This window comes from Serratia sp. CY83965, from assembly GCF_052166375.1.
Lineage (GTDB): Bacteria > Pseudomonadota > Gammaproteobacteria > Enterobacterales > Enterobacteriaceae > Serratia > Serratia marcescens.
The window spans coordinates 32,464-49,409 of the sequence record NZ_JBJNOV010000017.1; the positions used below are offsets into that span (position 1 = coordinate 32,464).

Annotated in this window: 15 protein-coding genes and 1 other RNA gene; 12 read left to right on the forward strand and 4 right to left on the reverse strand. The window is 61.8% G+C overall.

Annotation, left to right across the window (positions count from 1 at the left end):
* Window positions 1-60 precede the first annotated feature (60 nt).
* Window positions 61-678, forward strand: coding sequence for an arginine exporter ArgO (gene argO, locus ACJ8PL_RS22615; protein ID WP_025304159.1), 618 nt, complete (start codon window positions 61-63; stop codon window positions 676-678).
* 121 nt (window positions 679-799) lie between these two features.
* Complete coding sequence (locus ACJ8PL_RS22620) at window positions 800-1,531, forward strand: oxidative stress defense protein (RefSeq protein WP_004931607.1); 732 nt, start codon at window positions 800-802, stop codon at window positions 1,529-1,531.
* Window positions 1,532-1,579: 48 nt separating this feature from the next.
* Here ACJ8PL_RS22620 and ACJ8PL_RS22625 read toward each other — a convergent pair whose 3' ends face one another.
* Complete coding sequence (locus tag ACJ8PL_RS22625; protein WP_004931613.1) at window positions 1,580-2,473, reverse strand: LysR family transcriptional regulator ArgP; 894 nt, start codon at window positions 2,471-2,473, stop codon at window positions 1,580-1,582.
* Window positions 2,474-2,677: 204 nt separating this feature from the next.
* Here ACJ8PL_RS22625 and rpiA point away from each other — a divergent pair, with 204 nt between their 5' ends.
* The gene (gene rpiA / locus ACJ8PL_RS22630; RefSeq protein ID WP_004931614.1) at window positions 2,678-3,334 is read left to right on the forward strand and encodes a ribose-5-phosphate isomerase RpiA; all 657 of its coding nucleotides are present in this window, start codon (window positions 2,678-2,680) and stop codon (window positions 3,332-3,334) included.
* A 292-nt stretch (window positions 3,335-3,626) separates the two neighbouring features.
* On the forward strand, window positions 3,627-4,865 hold the full coding sequence (serA, locus tag ACJ8PL_RS22635) for a phosphoglycerate dehydrogenase (protein ID WP_239442463.1): 1,239 nt from the start codon (window positions 3,627-3,629) through the stop codon (window positions 4,863-4,865).
* A gap of 48 nt (window positions 4,866-4,913) precedes the next feature.
* Here serA and ACJ8PL_RS22640 read toward each other — a convergent pair whose 3' ends face one another.
* The 3 genes from ACJ8PL_RS22640 to zapA form a co-directional block, all read right to left on the reverse strand.
* On the reverse strand, window positions 4,914-5,522 hold the full coding sequence (locus ACJ8PL_RS22640) for a 5-formyltetrahydrofolate cyclo-ligase (protein ID WP_240293695.1): 609 nt from the start codon (window positions 5,520-5,522) through the stop codon (window positions 4,914-4,916).
* A 52-nt stretch (window positions 5,523-5,574) separates the two neighbouring features.
* Window positions 5,575-5,757, reverse strand: a non-coding RNA gene (gene ssrS / locus ACJ8PL_RS22645) — 6S RNA.
* Between the two features lie 40 nt (window positions 5,758-5,797).
* Window positions 5,798-6,127, reverse strand: coding sequence for a cell division protein ZapA (gene zapA, locus ACJ8PL_RS22650; protein WP_004931621.1), 330 nt, complete (start codon window positions 6,125-6,127; stop codon window positions 5,798-5,800).
* A gap of 319 nt (window positions 6,128-6,446) precedes the next feature.
* Here zapA and ACJ8PL_RS22655 point away from each other — a divergent pair, with 319 nt between their 5' ends.
* The 8 genes from ACJ8PL_RS22655 to ACJ8PL_RS22690 all read left to right on the forward strand — a co-directional run bounded on the left by ACJ8PL_RS22655 (window position 6,447) and on the right by ACJ8PL_RS22690 (window position 16,942).
* Window positions 6,447-7,025, forward strand: coding sequence for a YecA/YgfB family protein (locus ACJ8PL_RS22655; protein ID WP_028127696.1), 579 nt, complete (start codon window positions 6,447-6,449; stop codon window positions 7,023-7,025).
* A gap of 55 nt (window positions 7,026-7,080) precedes the next feature.
* A complete protein-coding gene (pepP, locus tag ACJ8PL_RS22660; protein ID WP_016930007.1) occupies window positions 7,081-8,397 on the forward strand; it encodes a Xaa-Pro aminopeptidase in 1,317 nt (438 codons plus the stop codon).
* Window position 8,398: 1 nt separating this feature from the next.
* The gene (gene ubiH / locus ACJ8PL_RS22665) at window positions 8,399-9,577 is read left to right on the forward strand and encodes a 2-octaprenyl-6-methoxyphenyl hydroxylase (RefSeq protein WP_028128314.1); all 1,179 of its coding nucleotides are present in this window, start codon (window positions 8,399-8,401) and stop codon (window positions 9,575-9,577) included.
* Window positions 9,578-9,658: 81 nt separating this feature from the next.
* Window positions 9,659-10,861, forward strand: a complete 1,203-nt coding sequence (gene ubiI, locus ACJ8PL_RS22670; RefSeq protein ID WP_016930005.1) for an FAD-dependent 2-octaprenylphenol hydroxylase — start codon at window positions 9,659-9,661, stop codon at window positions 10,859-10,861.
* 506 nt (window positions 10,862-11,367) lie between these two features.
* Window positions 11,368-12,465, forward strand: a complete 1,098-nt coding sequence (gene gcvT, locus ACJ8PL_RS22675; RefSeq protein WP_016930004.1) for a glycine cleavage system aminomethyltransferase GcvT — start codon at window positions 11,368-11,370, stop codon at window positions 12,463-12,465.
* Between the two features lie 44 nt (window positions 12,466-12,509).
* On the forward strand, window positions 12,510-12,896 hold the full coding sequence (gene gcvH, locus ACJ8PL_RS22680; RefSeq protein WP_016930003.1) for a glycine cleavage system protein GcvH: 387 nt from the start codon (window positions 12,510-12,512) through the stop codon (window positions 12,894-12,896).
* Between the two features lie 92 nt (window positions 12,897-12,988).
* Window positions 12,989-15,868, forward strand: a complete 2,880-nt coding sequence (gene gcvP, locus ACJ8PL_RS22685; protein ID WP_004931634.1) for an aminomethyl-transferring glycine dehydrogenase — start codon at window positions 12,989-12,991, stop codon at window positions 15,866-15,868.
* Window positions 15,869-15,976: 108 nt separating this feature from the next.
* Window positions 15,977-16,942, forward strand: coding sequence for a quinone oxidoreductase family protein (locus ACJ8PL_RS22690; RefSeq protein WP_016930002.1), 966 nt, complete (start codon window positions 15,977-15,979; stop codon window positions 16,940-16,942).
* Window positions 16,943-16,946: the final 4 nt, after the last annotated feature.

Genomic DNA, 16,946 nt, shown 5'->3' on the forward strand with positions numbered 1-16,946 from the left:
TGCGCGTGTTGACCGACACGCGCCTTCGTCCGGCGCCTTTTATCATTCGAGGAATCTCCCATGTTAGCCGTCTTCCTGCAGGGGTTTGCCCTGAGCGCCGCCATGATCCTGCCGCTGGGCCCGCAGAACGTATTCGTGATGAACCAGGGCATTCGCCGCCAGTATCATTTGATGATTGCCTCACTGTGCGCGCTGAGCGATATCGTGCTGATCTGCGCCGGGATTTTCGGCGGCAGCGCATTGCTGACCCGCTCGCCGCTGCTGCTGGCGCTGGTCACCTGGGGCGGGGTGGCGTTTCTGCTGTGGTACGGGTGGGGCGCGTTCCGTTCCGCCTTCAGCCCGCAACCGGCACAGGCCGCGGCGCAGGAGCTGGCGCAGAGCCGCTGGCGCCTCGTGGTCACCATGCTGGCGGTCACCTGGCTGAACCCGCACGTCTACCTGGATACCTTTGTGGTGCTCGGCAGCCTGGGCGGGCAGCTGACGGCGGACGTGCGCTCCTGGTTCGCGCTTGGCGCGGTCAGCGCGTCGGCGGTGTGGTTCTTTGGCCTGGCGCTGCTGGCCTCCTGGCTGGCGCCGTGGCTGAACACGCAGCGGGCGCAGCGCATCATCAACGCGCTGGTCGGGCTGGTGATGTGGGGCATCGCGCTGCAGCTGGCCTGGCAGGGGGCAAATTTATAAGAATTTGTCACTAATCCGAATTCAAAACGCCGTGCGATATGCTACGTTTGATGCCAGGAATCCGGCGGTTCTCACAGGGAAAAGCCGGCGATCAGAGACAGCCTGTCATTAAGGAGACACTGTGAAGCTAAAAGCATTGGCTATGGCCGCAATGGTCGGATTAGGGACGTTACCGATGGCGCTGCAGGCGGCTGAAGTGCCTGAAGGGCCGCACGTCGTCACCTCCGGCACCGCCAGCGTGGACGCCACGCCGGATATCGCCACCCTGGCGATCGAGGTGAGCGTTTCCTCCAAAGACGCCGCTCAGGCGAAGAAGCAGGTAGACGAGCGCGTGGCGCAGTACTTTGATTTCCTGCAGAAAAACAACATCGAGAAAAAAGACATCAGCGCCGCCAACCTGCGCACTCAGCCGGAATACGACTACCTGAAAACCGGCGAGTCGGTGCTGAAGGGCTACCGGGCGGTGCGCCAGGTGCAGGTCACCCTGCGCCAGTTGGACAAGCTGAACGAGTTGCTGGACGGCGCGCTGAAATCCGGCCTGAACGAGATCCGCGCGGTGGAGCTGGGCGTCGCCAAACCGGACGTATATCGCGAGCAGGCGCGGCAAAAAGCGATCGAGAACGCGACTCAGCAGGCCGAATCCCTGGCCAAAGGCTTCCACGCCAAGCTGGGGCCGGTGTACAGCATTCGCTACCGGGTCGCCAACTATCAGCCGATGCCGGTGGCGCGGATGTATAAGGCGGCCGGCGCGGCGGCGGAAAACGACGCGGCGCAAACCTATGAACAGCAAAGCATTCACTTCGACGATCAGGTGGATGTGGTGTTTGAGCTGCAGCGCAACGCCGCGCAGTAAGGGCGTTGTATTGAAGAAAAGGTTCGCGACGGCGAACCTTTTTTCGTTTTAATCCTGGCGCAATACCTGGTGGCCGTGTTCCAGCAATGCGTCGGTCACTTTTCGCATCATGCGGCTTTCCGGCGCGAAGCGGTGCCAGTACAGCATGCGGCGCTGGTACAGCCCCGGCGTCAGATCGATCAGTTCACCGGATGCCAGCTCCTTTTCGATCTGCAGATGCGGGATCATGCAGCAGGTGGTGCCCTGACGCGCCAGCTGGACGAAGGCTTCCGATGAGTTCACGATGTGGCAGGGCACGCTGCCCGGCGACAGATCGAAGTTCTGCTGCAGGAATGCCTGGTGCATGTCGTCGAGATGGTCGAAGGCCACCGCCGGCGCTTTCAGCAGCGCGGAACGGGTGACGCCGTTCGGGAAATAGCGCTCGGCGAAGCCGCTGGAGGCCACGAACAGGTAGTCCAGCGCCCCCAGCCGATCCACCAGGCAGCTCGGCAGCGGCTGCGGCTGAATACTCACCGCGCCCACCACCTCACCGCGGCGCAGCCGCTCCTGGGTGCGGGTTTCATCTTCCACCTGCAGATTCAGACGAATGGGGGAGTCCGCCAGCACCGGCTTCAGCGCCGGCAGCAGCCAGGTCGCCAGACTGTCGGCGTTGACCGCCAGCGACAGCAGCAGCGGCGTATCGACGCCGGTGTCATTGCCGAGCCACTCTTCTTCCAGCAGCTCCACCTGATGCAGCAGCGCCAGCAGCTTTTGCCCTTGTTCGGTCGGGCGCGGCGGCACGGTGCGGACTAGCAGCGGTTGGCCGAACAGGTTTTCCAGCTGTTTGATGCGTTGGGATACCGCCGATTGCGTGATACAGAGTTTTTGCGCGGCGCGCTCGAAGCCGCGCTCACGGATCACCGCGTCCAGCGCTTGCAGCGTACGATAGTCTGGGCGTTTCATCGGAAAGATATCCCTTAAATTAGAATGATACCGGCACTATGCCACATTTTACGCATGGCGCAGGTGGAAAAATCACGCCCCCAGCTCGCCGCCAAGCGGGTAAAAATGCGGGCTGCGGTAAATAAGTGTGATCCTGCCGGCGTGAAAAACAGCGTTTTACCCTATAATACGCACACGTTTTCGTACAGAGGCAAGGGACATATTATGACGCAGGATGAACTGAAAAAAGCGGTGGGCTGGGCGGCGCTGGAATACGTGACGCCGGGCACCATCGTCGGGGTCGGCACCGGCTCTACCGCCGCCCACTTTATTGACGCGCTGGGCTCCATCAAGCACCAGATCGAAGGCGCGGTGTCCAGCTCCGATGCCTCCACCGCCAAGCTGAAAAGCCTCGGCATCCACGTGTTCGACAGCAACGAAGTGGACTCGCTCGATATCTACGTGGACGGCGCGGACGAAATCAACGGCCATATGCAGATGATCAAGGGCGGCGGCGCGGCGCTGACGCGCGAGAAGATCATTGCCGCCATCGCCAAGAAATTCATCTGCATCGTCGACGCCAGCAAGCAGGTGGACGTGCTGGGCAAGTTCCCGCTGCCGGTGGAAGTGATCCCGATGGCCCGTTCCTATGTGGCGCGTGAGCTGGTGAAACTGGGCGGCCTGCCGGAGTATCGCCAGAACGTGGTGACCGACAACGGCAACGTGATCCTCGATGTGCATAACCTGAGCATCACCGACGCCGTGGCGCTGGAGAACAAGATCAACGGCATCGCCGGCGTGGTGACCGTGGGGCTGTTCGCCAACCGCGGTGCGGACGTGGCGCTGGTCGGCACCCCGGAAGGCGTGAAAGTGGTCAAATAAACTTCTGCCGGCTGTGGCCCGGCAGTGCCGGGCCGCATAATTCTTCGGTTAAAATATCTTTTCTGAAAAACGGCAAATTTGGTGACTTATGTCACATTGTGAAAACTGACTCCCCAAAGCTTCTGCCGAAAACTTTCCCTATGGCATTTTCTGCCGTAAACCGCCATCAACGCTGCGCCTTGTCCTGCCGGGCAGGCAATCGTTTGTATTGCCGCCCGCGTTATTTTTGTTATGTTGGATGGGAGCTGTGTCGTCACAGCCGCTTCTGAAGTCTGAACATAGGGTCGGGTAAATGGCAAAAGTATCATTGGAGAAAGACAGGATTAAATTCCTGTTGGTGGAAGGGGTTCATCAGAGCACGGTCGATAATTTGCGTGCCGCCGGTTATACCAATATCGAATACCACAAGGGTGCGTTAGACACCGAATCGCTGAAGGCCTCCATCCGCGATGCGCACTTCGTCGGCATCCGATCGCGCACGCATCTGACCGAAGAAGTGTTCGCCGCCGCAGAAAAACTGGTTGCGGTGGGTTGCTTCTGCATCGGCACCAACCAGGTTGAGCTGAAAGCGGCGACCAAACGCGGTATTCCGGTCTTCAACGCCCCGTTCTCCAATACCCGATCCGTGGCCGAAATGGTGCTGGGCGAGCTGCTGTTGATGCTGCGCGGCATTCCGGCCGCCAACGCCAAGGCGCACCGCGGCGTGTGGCACAAACTGGCCGTGGGCGCCTATGAGGCGCGCGGCAAAAAGCTGGGCATCATCGGCTACGGCCATATCGGCACCCAATTGGGCATTCTGGCCGAAGGGCTGGGCATGAAGGTGTTCTTCTACGACATCGAGAACAAGCTGCCGCTGGGCAATGCGCAGCAGGTGCGCCATCTGTCCGATTTGCTCAATATGAGCGACGTGGTGACGCTGCACGTGCCGGAAACACCATCGACCAAAAATATGATGGGGGCGGAAGAGCTGGCGCTGATGAAACCGGGCGCCATTCTGATCAACGCCTCGCGCGGCACCGTGGTCGATATTCCCGCGCTGTGCGACGCGCTGGCCAGCAATCACCTGGCGGGCGCGGCGATCGACGTCTTCCCGGAAGAGCCTGCGACCAACAGCGATCCGTTCAACTCGCCGCTGTGTGAGTTCGACAACGTGCTGCTGACGCCGCACATCGGCGGTTCCACGCAGGAAGCGCAGGAGAACATCGGCGACGAAGTGGCCGGCAAGCTGGCGAAATACTCCGACAACGGATCGACTCTGTCCGCCGTCAACTTCCCGGAAGTGTCGCTGCCGGCGCATGGCCCGAACGCCAGCCGCCTGCTGCACATCCACGAAAACCGTCCGGGCGTGCTGACGCAGATTAACCAGATCTTCGCCGAAGAGGGGGTTAACATCGCCGCGCAGTATCTGCAAACCGGGCCGGAAATCGGCTATGTGGTGATCGACATCGAAGCGGAAACCGCGCGCGCCGACGCCGCGCTGCAGCGCATGAAGGCCATCGACGGCACCATCCGCGCCCGCCTGCTGTTCTGATTCGGCGGCATGCCGCAACGAAAAAGGCCGGAGCGATCCGGCCTTTTGCTATTTGGGCTCATGCCACGCCCAGCTGCAGAGCGGGGTGAGGATTTCCGGCAGCGGGATATCCCAATGTTCGGTCGGCAGGTGCTCCACCTGCTGGCAATCATGGGCCAGGCCGATGGGATAGGGGCCGCCGCTGCGCCAGTTTTGCAGGGTGCGATCGTAAAAGCCACCGCCCATGCCCAGACGCTGCCCGGTATGATCGAACGCCACCAGCGGTGTCAGCACGACGTCAAGTTCACCCAGCGGCAACACCTGGCGCACATCGAGGCGCGGTTCGAGAATATTGAAGCGGTTGCGCACCAGCGGCGTTTCCGGCGCATAGCGCAGGAACAGCAGGTGGCCTGGGCTGAACGGATGCAGCACCGGCAGGTAAACCCGTTTGCCGAGCGTCCACAGCCGCTCGATCAGCGGCCCGGTATCGAGTTCGCCGTCAAACGACAAAAACACCGCGATGCTGTGCGCCGCCTGAATGCGTTCATGCGCGACGAGGCGTTCGGCTATCTTGTCTGCGGCAAAGCGTTGCTGGCCCAGCGTAAGCTCGCGCCGACGTTGGCGAATGAGTTGACGAATGGCTTGGCGCTGCTGCGCGAATTGGGGTTGAAAAGACATCGTATCAGGCTTGCTCAGTGTGGCGTTCAGCACACATAAACCGCTGAGAAGGGGAATCTCCGAGATGCCGTCGCAGGCTGTAACCCTTGAACCCATGGTTCAAGGTGAACGTGCCGTCGCAATCTTAAGGCTTCTCGGCGCACCGAGCGTGCTCACCGATCGCGGAGCAACACATTCTGTTTGTACTAAATATCGGCTCAGGGGACTGGCCCGCTGGCGAACATCTCAGAGAAATTTTGTACTCGTTGCCGAAACTTTGATTTCAACAACTTAAGTTATTCGAATTGTGCATCCTGACGTTCAGAGATGCGACCTTGTTCAAGCAGCGCTTGTTCAATGGTCTGCTGCAGCATCCGTATGCGTTGTTCCATATTGGACGCATAGTCACGGGTTTTCAACCGTTCTTGAGCAAGTTCGTGACAGACGTTCAATGCCGCGATGAAAACCAGTTGCTCAGTATTGGAGACTCTAGTGCGAACTTTAAGATCTTGCAACCGCTGGTTAAGATCGTCCGCCGCCATATTCAACGCATCTTGTTGTTCTGGCGGGCAATTGACTCTTAACGAGCGGCCAAAAATTTGAATATCTACCGGTTGTGCAGACATGCCACCTTCCTGCCTAAATTTCGCGCCAGCCTTGTCCGCCCTGGCCGGGCCGTCAAAGCGGGCGCCACTATATATACCTCGGTACCAAGATACAACCCCTTTTTCAGTACCTGGTTGTAATCTACTGTGGCGCACATTGCCAGTCAAAAAAGGGTTTCAAAATGCGTATTTACCGCACTTTCGCCCCCCGCCGGCGCAGTGTGAAACCTGCCACATCGCGATTATAACTAGCCACTGAGGTGTCGCGCTTATCTGGTATAGCGACGGACCTTGGTGGTAGCATAACACGAACTTATCCTGCCAACGATGACGAATGCGCATGTCTATACAGAATACATTTCCAAGTTACCAATCTTTAACCGTGGCCCTCAACCAGCAGTCGGTGGCGTTGACCGCGGCAGAAATGCACGGCCTGATCAGCGGCCTGCTGTGCGGCGGCAGCCGTGACGCCGGCTGGCAGGCGCTGGTGCACGATCTGACCAACGAAGGCGTCGCCTTCCCGCAGGCGCTCAGCCAACCGCTGCAACAGCTGTATGAAGCGACGCGCGACACGCTGGAAGATGACGAGTTCCTGTTCCAACTGATGCTGCCCGAAGGAGAGATCGTCAGCGTGTTCGATCGCGCCGACGCGCTGGCCGGTTGGGTCAACCACTTCCTGCTCGGGCTGGGCATGATGCAGCCGAAGCTGGCCCAGGTGAAAGACGAAGTCGGTGAAGCGATCGACGACCTGCGCAACATCGCGCAACTGGGCTACGACGAAGACGAAGATCAGGAAGAATTGGAACAGTCGCTGGAAGAAGTGGCGGAGTATGTGCGGGTCGCCGCCATCATGTGCCACGGCGAATTCGCCCGTCACAAGCCGACGGCGCCGGAAAACATCAAACCGACGTTGCACTAAACGTTTTATCGCCCCTCCGCCGGCGGTGCGGATGGCATGATTTCAGGAGAAGGCAATGACTCAGCAGGAATTCAACAACCGCCGCCAGGCGCTGTTGGCGAAAATGGCGCCGGCCAGCGCGGCGGTTATTTTCTCTGCGCCGGAAACGACGCGCAGTGCAGATTCAGACTATCCCTACCGGCAGAACAGCGACTTTTGGTACCTGACCGGCTTCAATGAGCCCGAAGCGGTGCTGGTGCTGATTAAAAGCGATGAAACGCACAACCACAGCGTGTTGTTCAACCGGGTGCGCGATTTGACGGCGGAAATCTGGTTTGGCCGCCGCCTGGGGCAAGACGCCGCGCCGGCGAAGCTGGGCGTGGATCGCGCGCTGCCGTTCGATGAAATCAATGACCAACTGCACCTGCTGCTCAACGGCCTGGATGCGGTCTACCACGCGCAGGGCGAATACGCCTATGCCGATCAGATCCTGTTCGGCGCGCTGGACAAGCTGCGCAAGGGGTTCCGCCAGAATCTGCAGGCGCCGGCCACCGTTACCGACTGGCGGCCGTGGCTGCACGACATGCGCCTGTTCAAATCGCCGGAAGAGCTGGCGGTGATGCGCCGCGCCGGTGAGATCAGCGCGTTGGCGCATACCCGCGCGATGGAAAAATGCCGCCCGGGCATGTTCGAATACCAGCTGGAAGCGGAAATTCATCATGAATTCACCCGCCTCGGCGCCCGTTATCCGTCTTACAACACCATCGTCGGCAGCGGCGAAAACGGCTGCATCCTGCACTACACCGAGAACGAGAGCCAGATGCGCGACGGCGATCTGGTGCTGATCGACGCCGGTTGCGAGTACCAGGGGTACGCCGGCGACATCACCCGCACCTTCCCGGTCAACGGCAAGTTCAGCCGGCCGCAGCGCGCGGTGTACGACATTGTGCTGGCGTCGCTGCAGCGCGCTTTGGAACTGTTCAAACCCGGCACCAGCATCCGCGAAGTCAATGACGAAGTGGTGCGCATCATGGTGGTCGGGCTGGTGGAGCTGGGCGTATTGAAAGGTGAAGTCGATCAATTGATCGCCGAGCAGGCCCACCGTCAGTTCTTTATGCACGGGTTGAGCCACTGGTTGGGGCTCGATGTGCATGACGTCGGCCACTACGGCACGCCGAGCCGCGATCGGCTGCTGGAGCCGGGCATGGTGCTGACCGTGGAACCGGGGCTGTACATCGCACCGGATGCGGACGTGCCGGAGGAATACCGCGGCATTGGCATCCGCATCGAGGACGACATCGTGATCACCGCCGACGGCAATGAAAACCTGACCGCCACCGTAGTGAAAGATGCCGATGCCATCGAAGCGTTGATGGCGGCGGCAAGGTCATAGCATGAGCGTAATTATCGTTGGCGGCGGTATGGCGGGCGCGACGCTGGCGCTGGCTATCTCGTCACTTACTCAGGGAAGAATGGCGGTGGATCTGGTCGAGGCGACCCGGCCGGACGACCGCAGCCATCCTGGTTTTGACGCCCGCGCCATTGCTTTGGCGCAGGGCACCTGCCAACAGCTGGCGCGCATCGGCGTTTGGCCGGCGCTGCGCGACTGCGCCACGCCGATCACTCAGGTGCACGTCAGCGATCGCGGTCACGCCGGTTTCGTTAATCTGCAGGCGCAGGATTATCAGGTCGATGCGCTCGGGCAGGTGATCGAACTGCACGACGCCGGGCAGCGGCTGTTTGCGCTGCTGGCGAAGGCGCCGGGCGTCACGCTGCACTGCCCCGCGCGGGTGGTGGACGTGATCCGCACCGCGGAGCGGGCGGAAGTGCTGCTGGACAACGGCCAGCGTCTGCGCGGGCAGCTGCTGGTGGCGGCCGACGGTTCGCGTTCGGCGCTGGCGCAGGCCTGCAACGTGCAGTGGCGGCAGGAGGACTATCCGCAGTTCGCCACCATCGCCAACGTCACCACGGCGGAAGATCCGCAGGGGCGAGCTTTCGAGCGCTTTACCCGTTATGGGCCGCTGGCGCTGTTGCCGATGTCGCAGGGGCGCAGTTCGCTGGTGTGGTGCCATGCGCGCGAAGATCGCGCCCGGGTGGATGCCTGGGACGACGCGCGTTTTATCGCCGAGCTGCAACAGGCTTTCGGCTGGCGGCTGGGGCGCATCCTCAAGGCCGGTAAGCGGCACAGTTATCCACTTGGCCTGCTGACCGCCGATCGCCATGTCAGCCACCGGCTGGCGCTGGTGGGCAACGCGGCGCAGACGCTGCATCCGATCGCCGGGCAGGGGTTCAATCTTGGTCTGCGCGACGTGATGTCGCTGGCGGAAACGCTGGCGGAAGCGGCAGACAGCGGCGAAGACGCCGGCGGTTACGCATTGCTGAGCCGCTATCAGCAGCGGCGGCAAAACGATCAGCAGGCGACGATCGGCGTGACCGATGGGTTGATCCACCTGTTCGCCAATCGTTATAGCCCGCTGGTGGTCGGCCGCAATCTGGGGCTGATGGCGATGGCGCGTTTGCCGGCGGTGCGCGACGCCTTCGCCAAGCGTACGCTGGGCTGGGTGGAACGTTAGACACAGAATCGGGCGCCCTGTGGCGCGCCCAAAAACGCGGCGCGGCAAGGCGTCGCGCGTTATTTAAGGAAATCGAGCAGCATGCAATCATTTGACGTGATTATCGCCGGTGGCGGTATGGTGGGGCTGGCGTTGGCCTGCGGCTTGCAGGGCAGCGGGCTGCGCGTGGCGGTGCTGGAGCAGCGCCAGCCGGAGATGACGCCGCCGTCGGAGCAGCCTGCGCTGCGCGTCTCCGCCATCAATGCCGCCAGCGAGCGGTTGCTGCAGCACATCGGCGTGTGGGACGACATCCTCCAGCAGCGCGCCAGCGCCTACAACGCGATGGAAGTGTGGGATCGCGACAGCTTCGGCAAAATCGCCTTCCGCGGCGATGAGTGCGGCTTCAGCCATCTCGGCCACATCATCGAAAATTCGGTGATCCAGCAGGCGCTGTGGAAACGCGCCGAAAGCCTGTCGGACATCACGCTGATTACCCCGGCCGCGCTCAAGCAGGTGGCGTGGGGCGAGAATGACGCCTTCATCACGCTGGAGGACGGCCGTATGCTGACCGCGCGGTTGGTGATTGGCGCCGACGGCGCCCAGTCGTGGCTGCGCCAGCATGCCGATATCCCGCTTACCTTCTGGGACTATCGCCACCACGCGCTGGTGGCTACCATCCGCACCGAAGAGCCGCATCAGGCCACGGCGCGGCAAATTTTCCACGGCGACGGCATTCTGGCGTTCCTGCCGTTCAGCGATCCGCATTTGAGCTCCATCGTCTGGTCGGTCGCGCCGGAAGAGGCCGAGCGTCTCAAGCAGTTGGAGCCGGAACAATTCAACCGCGAACTGGCGATGGCCTTCGATATGCGTCTGGGCGCCTGCAGCCTGGAAAGCGAACGGCTGGCGTTCCCGCTGACCGGCCGCTATGCGCGCAGCTTCGCGGCGCACCGCCTGGCGCTGGTGGGCGATGCGGCGCATACCGTGCATCCGCTGGCCGGACAGGGCGTGAACCTGGGCTTTATGGACGCCGCCGAGCTGATTTCCGAACTGCGTCGCCTGCAACGGCAGGGCAAGGATATTGGCCAACACCTCTATCTGCGCCGCTATGAGCGCCGCCGCAAACACGGCGCGGCGGTGATGCTGGCCAGCATGCAGGGTTTCCGCGAACTGTTCGACGGCAACCACCCGGCCAAAAAGCTGTTGCGCGACGTGGGGCTGCGGCTGGCGGACAGCCTGCCGGGCGTCAAACCGAAGCTGGTGCGTCAGGCGATGGGCCTGAACGATCTGCCCGAGTGGCTTGCCTGACACCTGCCTTCTGCGAGCCCGCAGCGGGCTCGCGCTTCTCGCCTTATGCCATCGCGTTTCCTTATATAACCCCTCATTTGAAATAATCTAATTTCAGCCGCTTTTTATCATTACTTTTTCTAATTCCATGTTCGGTTATCAAAAGTCCGGATCCCATGTGCGGCCATAGGTTTGTTATATAAGTTCGGTGTTTTGCCGCTTTAATTGTTAATTTTGTGCCTTAAGGCGCATTTTTCCAGTGAAAAACTCTGCACACTAGCCCGGCGTTTTACCGCCCGGGAACGGCGATGAGCCTATTTTAACTTATGGTTAATGTGGTCGTTCGGTGATAAGTTCGAGGGAAAGGTATCGTTTGCGTCACGGCGGTTGCACGCAGTTTCCGCCCGTCCCGGCGCAGCATTTGTGTTGAGCAGTCAGTGCGCCATGGCGATCGGGCCGCGAGCCAGTCTCCGCCGCATTGCGTGGCAGCACCCTAACTTCTAGCGACGAGTGGAAAGAGGGAAAAGATGGCAAAGCAAACCCCACTGTACGACCAGCACGTGGCGTGCGGTGCGCGCATGGTAGACTTTCACGGCTGGATGATGCCGCTGCACTACGGCTCGCAGCTCGATGAGCACCACGCGGTGCGTCAGGATGCCGGCATGTTCGACGTGTCTCACATGACCATTGTGGATCTGCACGGCGCCCGCACCCGCGAGTTCCTGCGCTACCTGCTGGCGAACGACGTCGCCAAACTGACCCAACCCGGCAAAGCGCTGTACACCGGCATGCTGAATGCCTCCGGCGGCGTGATCGACGACCTGATCGTTTATTTCCTCACTGAAGACTATTTCCGCCTGGTGGTGAACTCCGCCACCCGCGACAAAGACCTGGCCTGGATCGAAGAGCACGCCGCGCCGTATGGCGTCGCGCTGACGGTGCGCGACGATCTGGCGCTGATCGCGGTGCAGGGCCCGCAGGCCAAAGAGCGCGCCGGCACCCTGTTCACCCCGGAGCAAAAAAGCGCGGTCGAAGGCATGAAGCCATTCTTCGGCGTGCAGGCCGGCGAGCTGTTCATCGCCACCACCGGTTACACCGGCGAGGCCGGCTATGAGATCGCGCTGCCGAAAGAGCAGGCGGCGGATTTCTGGCAAAAATTGCTGGCCGCGGGCGTCAAGCCGGCCGGTCTGGGCGCGCGCGACACCCTGCGCCTGGAAGCGGGCATGAACCTCTACGGGCAAGAGATGGATGAAGGCGTTTCGCCGCTGGCCGCCAACATGGGCTGGACCATCGCCTGGCAGCCGGAAGATCGCCGTTTCATCGGCCGCGAAGCGCTGGAACAACAGCGCGAGCAGGGCACCGAGCAACTGGTCGGCTTGATCATGACGGAAAAAGGCGTATTACGTAATGAGCTGCCGGTGCGTTTCACCGACGCGGCGGGGCAAACCCACGAAGGCGTGATCACCAGCGGTTCGTTCTCCCCGACGCTGGGCTTCAGCATCGCGCTGGCGCGTGTGCCGGCGGGCATCGGCGAGCAGGCTATCGTGCAGATCCGCAACCGCGAGATGCCGGTTAAAGTGACCAAGCCCGGTTTCGTTCGCGCCGGCAAGCCGCTGGCAAATTAATTTCTATTGATTGATTTTTTATTTCTTCGAAGGAGTAACCGGCGATGAGCAATGTGCCAACAGAATTGAAATACGCATCCTCCCACGAGTGGGTTCGTTCAGAAGGTAACGGCGTTTACACCGTAGGCATCACCGAACACGCGCAGGAACTGCTGGGCGATATGGTATTTGTCGATCTGCCTGAAGTGGGCCGCACAGTCGCCGCCGGTGAAGATTGCGCCGTGGCAGAATCCGTCAAGGCGGCGTCGGACATTTACGCACCAATCAGCGGTGAAATCGTGGCGGTGAACGGCGAGCTGGAAAGCTCCCCGGAGCTGGTGAACAGCGAACCTTACGGTGACGGCTTCCTGTTCCAGATTAAAGCCTCCGACGAAGGCGAGCTGGCGAACCTGCTGGACGCCGCGGCTTATCAGGCCTCGATCGACGAGTAATCGTGCCCACGCCCCAGGCCTTTCGGCCGGGGCGTTTTAGTTACCGTTCAAGCTATATCCCGTATCACGCAAGCATTCAGGAATTTGTAGCAATGACTCAGACACTCAGCCAACTCGAACACAGCGAAGCGTTCATCGAACGCCACATCGGCTCTTCTGCGGAACAACGCCAGGAGTTGCTGGCAGCGGTGGGCGCTCGCTCGCTCAGCGCGCTGATCCAACAGATCGTGCCGGCGGACATTCAGCTGCCGGGGCCGCCGCCGGTTGGCGACGCGGCGACCGAACACCAGGCGCTGGCTGAGCTGAAGGCGATCGCCTCGCAGAATCAGCGCTACAAATCCTATATCGGCATGGGCTACAGCGCCGTGCTGACGCCGCCGGTGATCCTGCGCAACATGCTGGAAAACCCGGGCTGGTACACCGCTTACACCCCTTATCAGCCGGAAGTGTCGCAGGGCCGTCTGGAAGCGCTGCTGAACTTCCAGACCGTGACCCTCGATCTGACCGGCCTGGATCTGGCCTCCGCATCGCTGCTGGATGAAGCCACCGCCGCCGCCGAGGCGATGGCGTTGGCCAAACGCGCCAGCAAGCTGAAAGACGCCAACCGTTTCTTCGTGGCTGACGACGTGCATCCGCAAACGCTGGACGTGGTGCGCACCCGCGCCGAAACCTTCGGCTTCGACGTCATCGTCGATAAAGCGGAAAAAGTGCTGGAGCTGGACGGCGTGTTCGGCGTGTTGCTGCAGCAGGTGGGCACCACCGGTGAACTGCACGACTACAGCGCGCTGCTGGCCGAACTGAAATCGCGCAAAATCATCACCAGCGTGGCCGCCGACATCATGGCCCTGGTGCTGCTGACCGCGCCGGGCAAGCAGGGCGCCGACGTGGTGTTCGGCTCCGCGCAGCGCTTCGGCGTGCCGATGGGCTACGGCGGCCCGCACGCCGCCTTCTTCGCCTGCCGCGACGAGTTCAAGCGTTCGATGCCGGGCCGCATCATCGGCGTTTCCCGCGATGCCGCCGGCAACACCGCGCTGCGCATGGCAATGCAGACCCGCGAGCAGCATATCCGCCGCGAGAAGGCCAACTCGAATATCTGTACTTCGCAGGTGCTGCTGGCCAACATCGCCAGCCTGTATGCGGTGTATCACGGCCCGCAAGGGCTGCAGCGCATCGCCGGGCGCATCCATCGCCTGACCGACATTCTGGCCGCCGGGCTGCAGAAGGCCGGCCTGACGCTGCGCCACAACACCTGGTTCGACACCCTGACCGTTGAAGTGAAAGACAAGGCCGCCGTGCTGGAACGTGCGCTGAGCTTCGGCATCAACCTGCGTACCGACATCCACGGCGCCGTGGGCATCACGCTGGATGAAGCCACCTCGCGTGAAGACGTGCAAACGCTGTTCGCACTGCTGGCCGGCGACAATCACGGTCTGGACATCGACGCGTTGGACGCGGCGGTGAGCAAAAACAGTCAATCGATCCCGGCCGCCATGCTGCGCCAGGATCCGATCCTGACCCACCCGGTATTCAACCGTTATCACAGCGAAACCGAGATGATGCGTTACATGCATCGCTTGGAGCGTAAGGATCTGGCGCTGAACCAGGCGATGATCCCGCTGGGTTCCTGCACCATGAAATTGAACGCCGCGGCGGAAATGATCCCGATCACCTGGCCTGAATTCTCCGAACTGCACCCGTTCTGCCCGCCGGAGCAGGCTGCCGGTTACCAACAGATGATCGGCCAACTGTCTCAGTGGCTGGTGCAGCTGACCGGCTATGACGCGGTGTGCATGCAGCCGAACTCCGGCGCGCAGGGCGAATACGCCGGCCTGCTGGCGATCCGCCGCTACCACGAAAGCCGCAACGAAGCGGGCCGTCACGTCTGCCTGATCCCGAGCTCGGCGCACGGCACCAACCCGGCCTCCGCCCAGATGGCGGGCATGAGCGTGGTCGTGGTCGCCTGCGACAAGAACGGCAACATCGATCTGCACGATCTGCGCGTTAAGGCGGAGCAGGCAGGCGAAGAACTCTCTTGCATCATGGTGACCTACCCGTCGACCCACGGCGTGTATGAAGAAACCATCCGTGAAGTGTGCCAGATCGTGCATCAGTTCGGCGGTCAGGTGTATCTGGACGGCGCCAACATGAACGCCCAGGTGGGCATCACCACGCCGGGCTACATCGGCGCGGATGTTTCGCACCTCAACCTGCATAAAACCTTCTGCATCCCGCACGGCGGCGGCGGCCCGGGCATGGGCCCTATCGGCGTGAAAGCGCACCTGGCGCCGTTCGTACCGGGCCACAGCGTCGTGCAGATCGACGGCGTAACCACCCAGCAGGGCGCGGTCTCCGCGGCGCCGTTCGGCAGCGCCTCCATCCTGCCGATCAGCTGGATGTACATCCGCATGATGGGCGCGGAAGGCCTGAAGCAGGCCAGCCAGATGGCGATCCTGAACGCCAACTACATCGCCACCCGTCTGAAAGACGCCTATCCGATTCTGTATACCGGCCGCGATCACCGCGTGGCGCACGAATGCATCCTCGACATTCGTCCGCTGAAGGAAGAGACCGGCATCAGCGAAATGGACATCGCCAAGCGCCTGATTGACTTCGGCTTCCACGCGCCGACCATGTCGTTCCCGGTGGCGGGCACGCTGATGGTCGAGCCGACCGAGTCGGAAAGCAAAGTGGAGCTGGATCGCTTTATCGATGCGATGCTGGCGATCCGCAGCGAGATCGACCGCGTCGCCAAAGGCGAATGGCCGCTGGAAGACAACCCGCTGGTGAATGCGCCGCACGTGCAGGCGGAACTGGTCAACGACTGGCAGCACCCGTACAGCCGCGAGCTGGCGGTGTTCCCGGTGGCCGGCGTACGCGAGAACAAGTACTGGCCGAGCGTTAAGCGTCTGGACGACGTGTACGGCGACCGTAACCTGTTCTGCTCTTGCGTGCCGATGAGCGATTACGAATAACACGTTCGGCAAAGTTTGTGTTCGGGGGACACCGCATCATGCGGTGTCCCTTTTTATTTTATAGCGGCCTATTCTTTCCTGTACGTTCCCACGATTTGAGGAGTCACCATGCAAGCGGCAATCGTAACAGCGCTGGGGCAAGCCCCGGTTTTCGGCACCTTTGAGGAGCCCCAGGCGCAGGCGAATGAAGTGCCGATCGACGTTCTGGCGGCCGGCATCAAACAGCTGGATCGCGCCACCGTCGCCGGCACCCACTATTCCAGCCCGAAGCAATTGCCGATTGTGCCCGGCACCGACGGCGTGGGCCGTACGGCGGACGGAAAACGGGTGTACTTTGCCTCCTTCCGCCGCCCTTACGGTGCGATGGCTGAGCGCAGCGTCGCGTCATGGACGGTGCCGGTGCCGGAGGCGGTGGACGACGCCACGGCGGCAGCGCTGATCAATCCGGCCTTCGCCGCCTGGCTGCCGCTGCGTTGGCGGGCGGATCTGCAGCCCGGTGAAACGGTGCTGATCATCGGCGCCACCGGCACCTCAGGCAAGCTGGCGGTTGCCGCGGCGCGTCAGGCAGGGGCAGGGCGTATCGTTGCCGCCGGCCGTCGGCTGAGCGTGCTGGAAGCGTTGGGCGTGGATGCCACGGTGGATCTGAGCCTGCAGGGCGAGGCGCTGACGCAGGCCTTCGCGGCGGCGGCGGGGCCGGGCGGTTATCAGGTGATCGTCGATTACATCTGGGGGCCGGCGACCGAAGCGCTGCTCGCGACCCTCAATAATCACGATCTCTCGTCTTACGCCGGCGGACGCGGCATTCGCTTGGTCAACGTCGGTTCGATGGCCGCGCCGGACATCCGGCTGCCGGCGGCGGTGTTGCGCAGTAATCAGCTGCAGATCCTCGGCAGCGGCACCGGCAACTTCCCACCGATCCCGGAAATGCAGCGCTACGCGATCGAGATTCTGGCGCTGGCGGCGACCGGAGCGCTCACTATCGAGACGCAGGAACACGCGTTGGCGGAGATCGCCGAGGTGTGGGATCTGAACAAGAAAAGTGACGTGCGTTCGGTGATGCGCATCGCCCGTTAAGCCC

Bases quoted from the DNA above. Each gene is read 5' to 3' on its own strand.
- ACJ8PL_RS22625 (WP_004931613.1), bottom strand. From the start codon at position 2,473: ATGAAACGCCCAGACTATCGTACGCTGCAAGCGCTGGACGCGGTGATC.
- ACJ8PL_RS22655 (WP_028127696.1), top strand. From the start codon at position 6,447: ATGTCTATACAGAATACATTTCCAAGTTACCAATCTTTAACCGTGGCC.
- gcvH (WP_016930003.1), top strand. From the start codon at position 12,510: ATGAGCAATGTGCCAACAGAATTGAAATACGCATCCTCCCACGAGTGG.
- gcvP (WP_004931634.1), top strand. From the start codon at position 12,989: ATGACTCAGACACTCAGCCAACTCGAACACAGCGAAGCGTTCATCGAA.
- pepP (WP_016930007.1), top strand. From the start codon at position 7,081: ATGACTCAGCAGGAATTCAACAACCGCCGCCAGGCGCTGTTGGCGAAA.
- ubiI (WP_016930005.1), top strand. From the start codon at position 9,659: ATGCAATCATTTGACGTGATTATCGCCGGTGGCGGTATGGTGGGGCTG.
- serA (WP_239442463.1), top strand. From the start codon at position 3,627: ATGGCAAAAGTATCATTGGAGAAAGACAGGATTAAATTCCTGTTGGTG.
- zapA (WP_004931621.1), bottom strand. From the start codon at position 6,127: ATGTCTGCACAACCGGTAGATATTCAAATTTTTGGCCGCTCGTTAAGA.
- argO (WP_025304159.1), top strand. From the start codon at position 61: ATGTTAGCCGTCTTCCTGCAGGGGTTTGCCCTGAGCGCCGCCATGATC.
- ACJ8PL_RS22640 (WP_240293695.1), bottom strand. From the start codon at position 5,522: ATGTCTTTTCAACCCCAATTCGCGCAGCAGCGCCAAGCCATTCGTCAA.
- gcvT (WP_016930004.1), top strand. From the start codon at position 11,368: ATGGCAAAGCAAACCCCACTGTACGACCAGCACGTGGCGTGCGGTGCG.
- rpiA (WP_004931614.1), top strand. From the start codon at position 2,678: ATGACGCAGGATGAACTGAAAAAAGCGGTGGGCTGGGCGGCGCTGGAA.
- ACJ8PL_RS22690 (WP_016930002.1), top strand. From the start codon at position 15,977: ATGCAAGCGGCAATCGTAACAGCGCTGGGGCAAGCCCCGGTTTTCGGC.
- ubiH (WP_028128314.1), top strand. From the start codon at position 8,399: ATGAGCGTAATTATCGTTGGCGGCGGTATGGCGGGCGCGACGCTGGCG.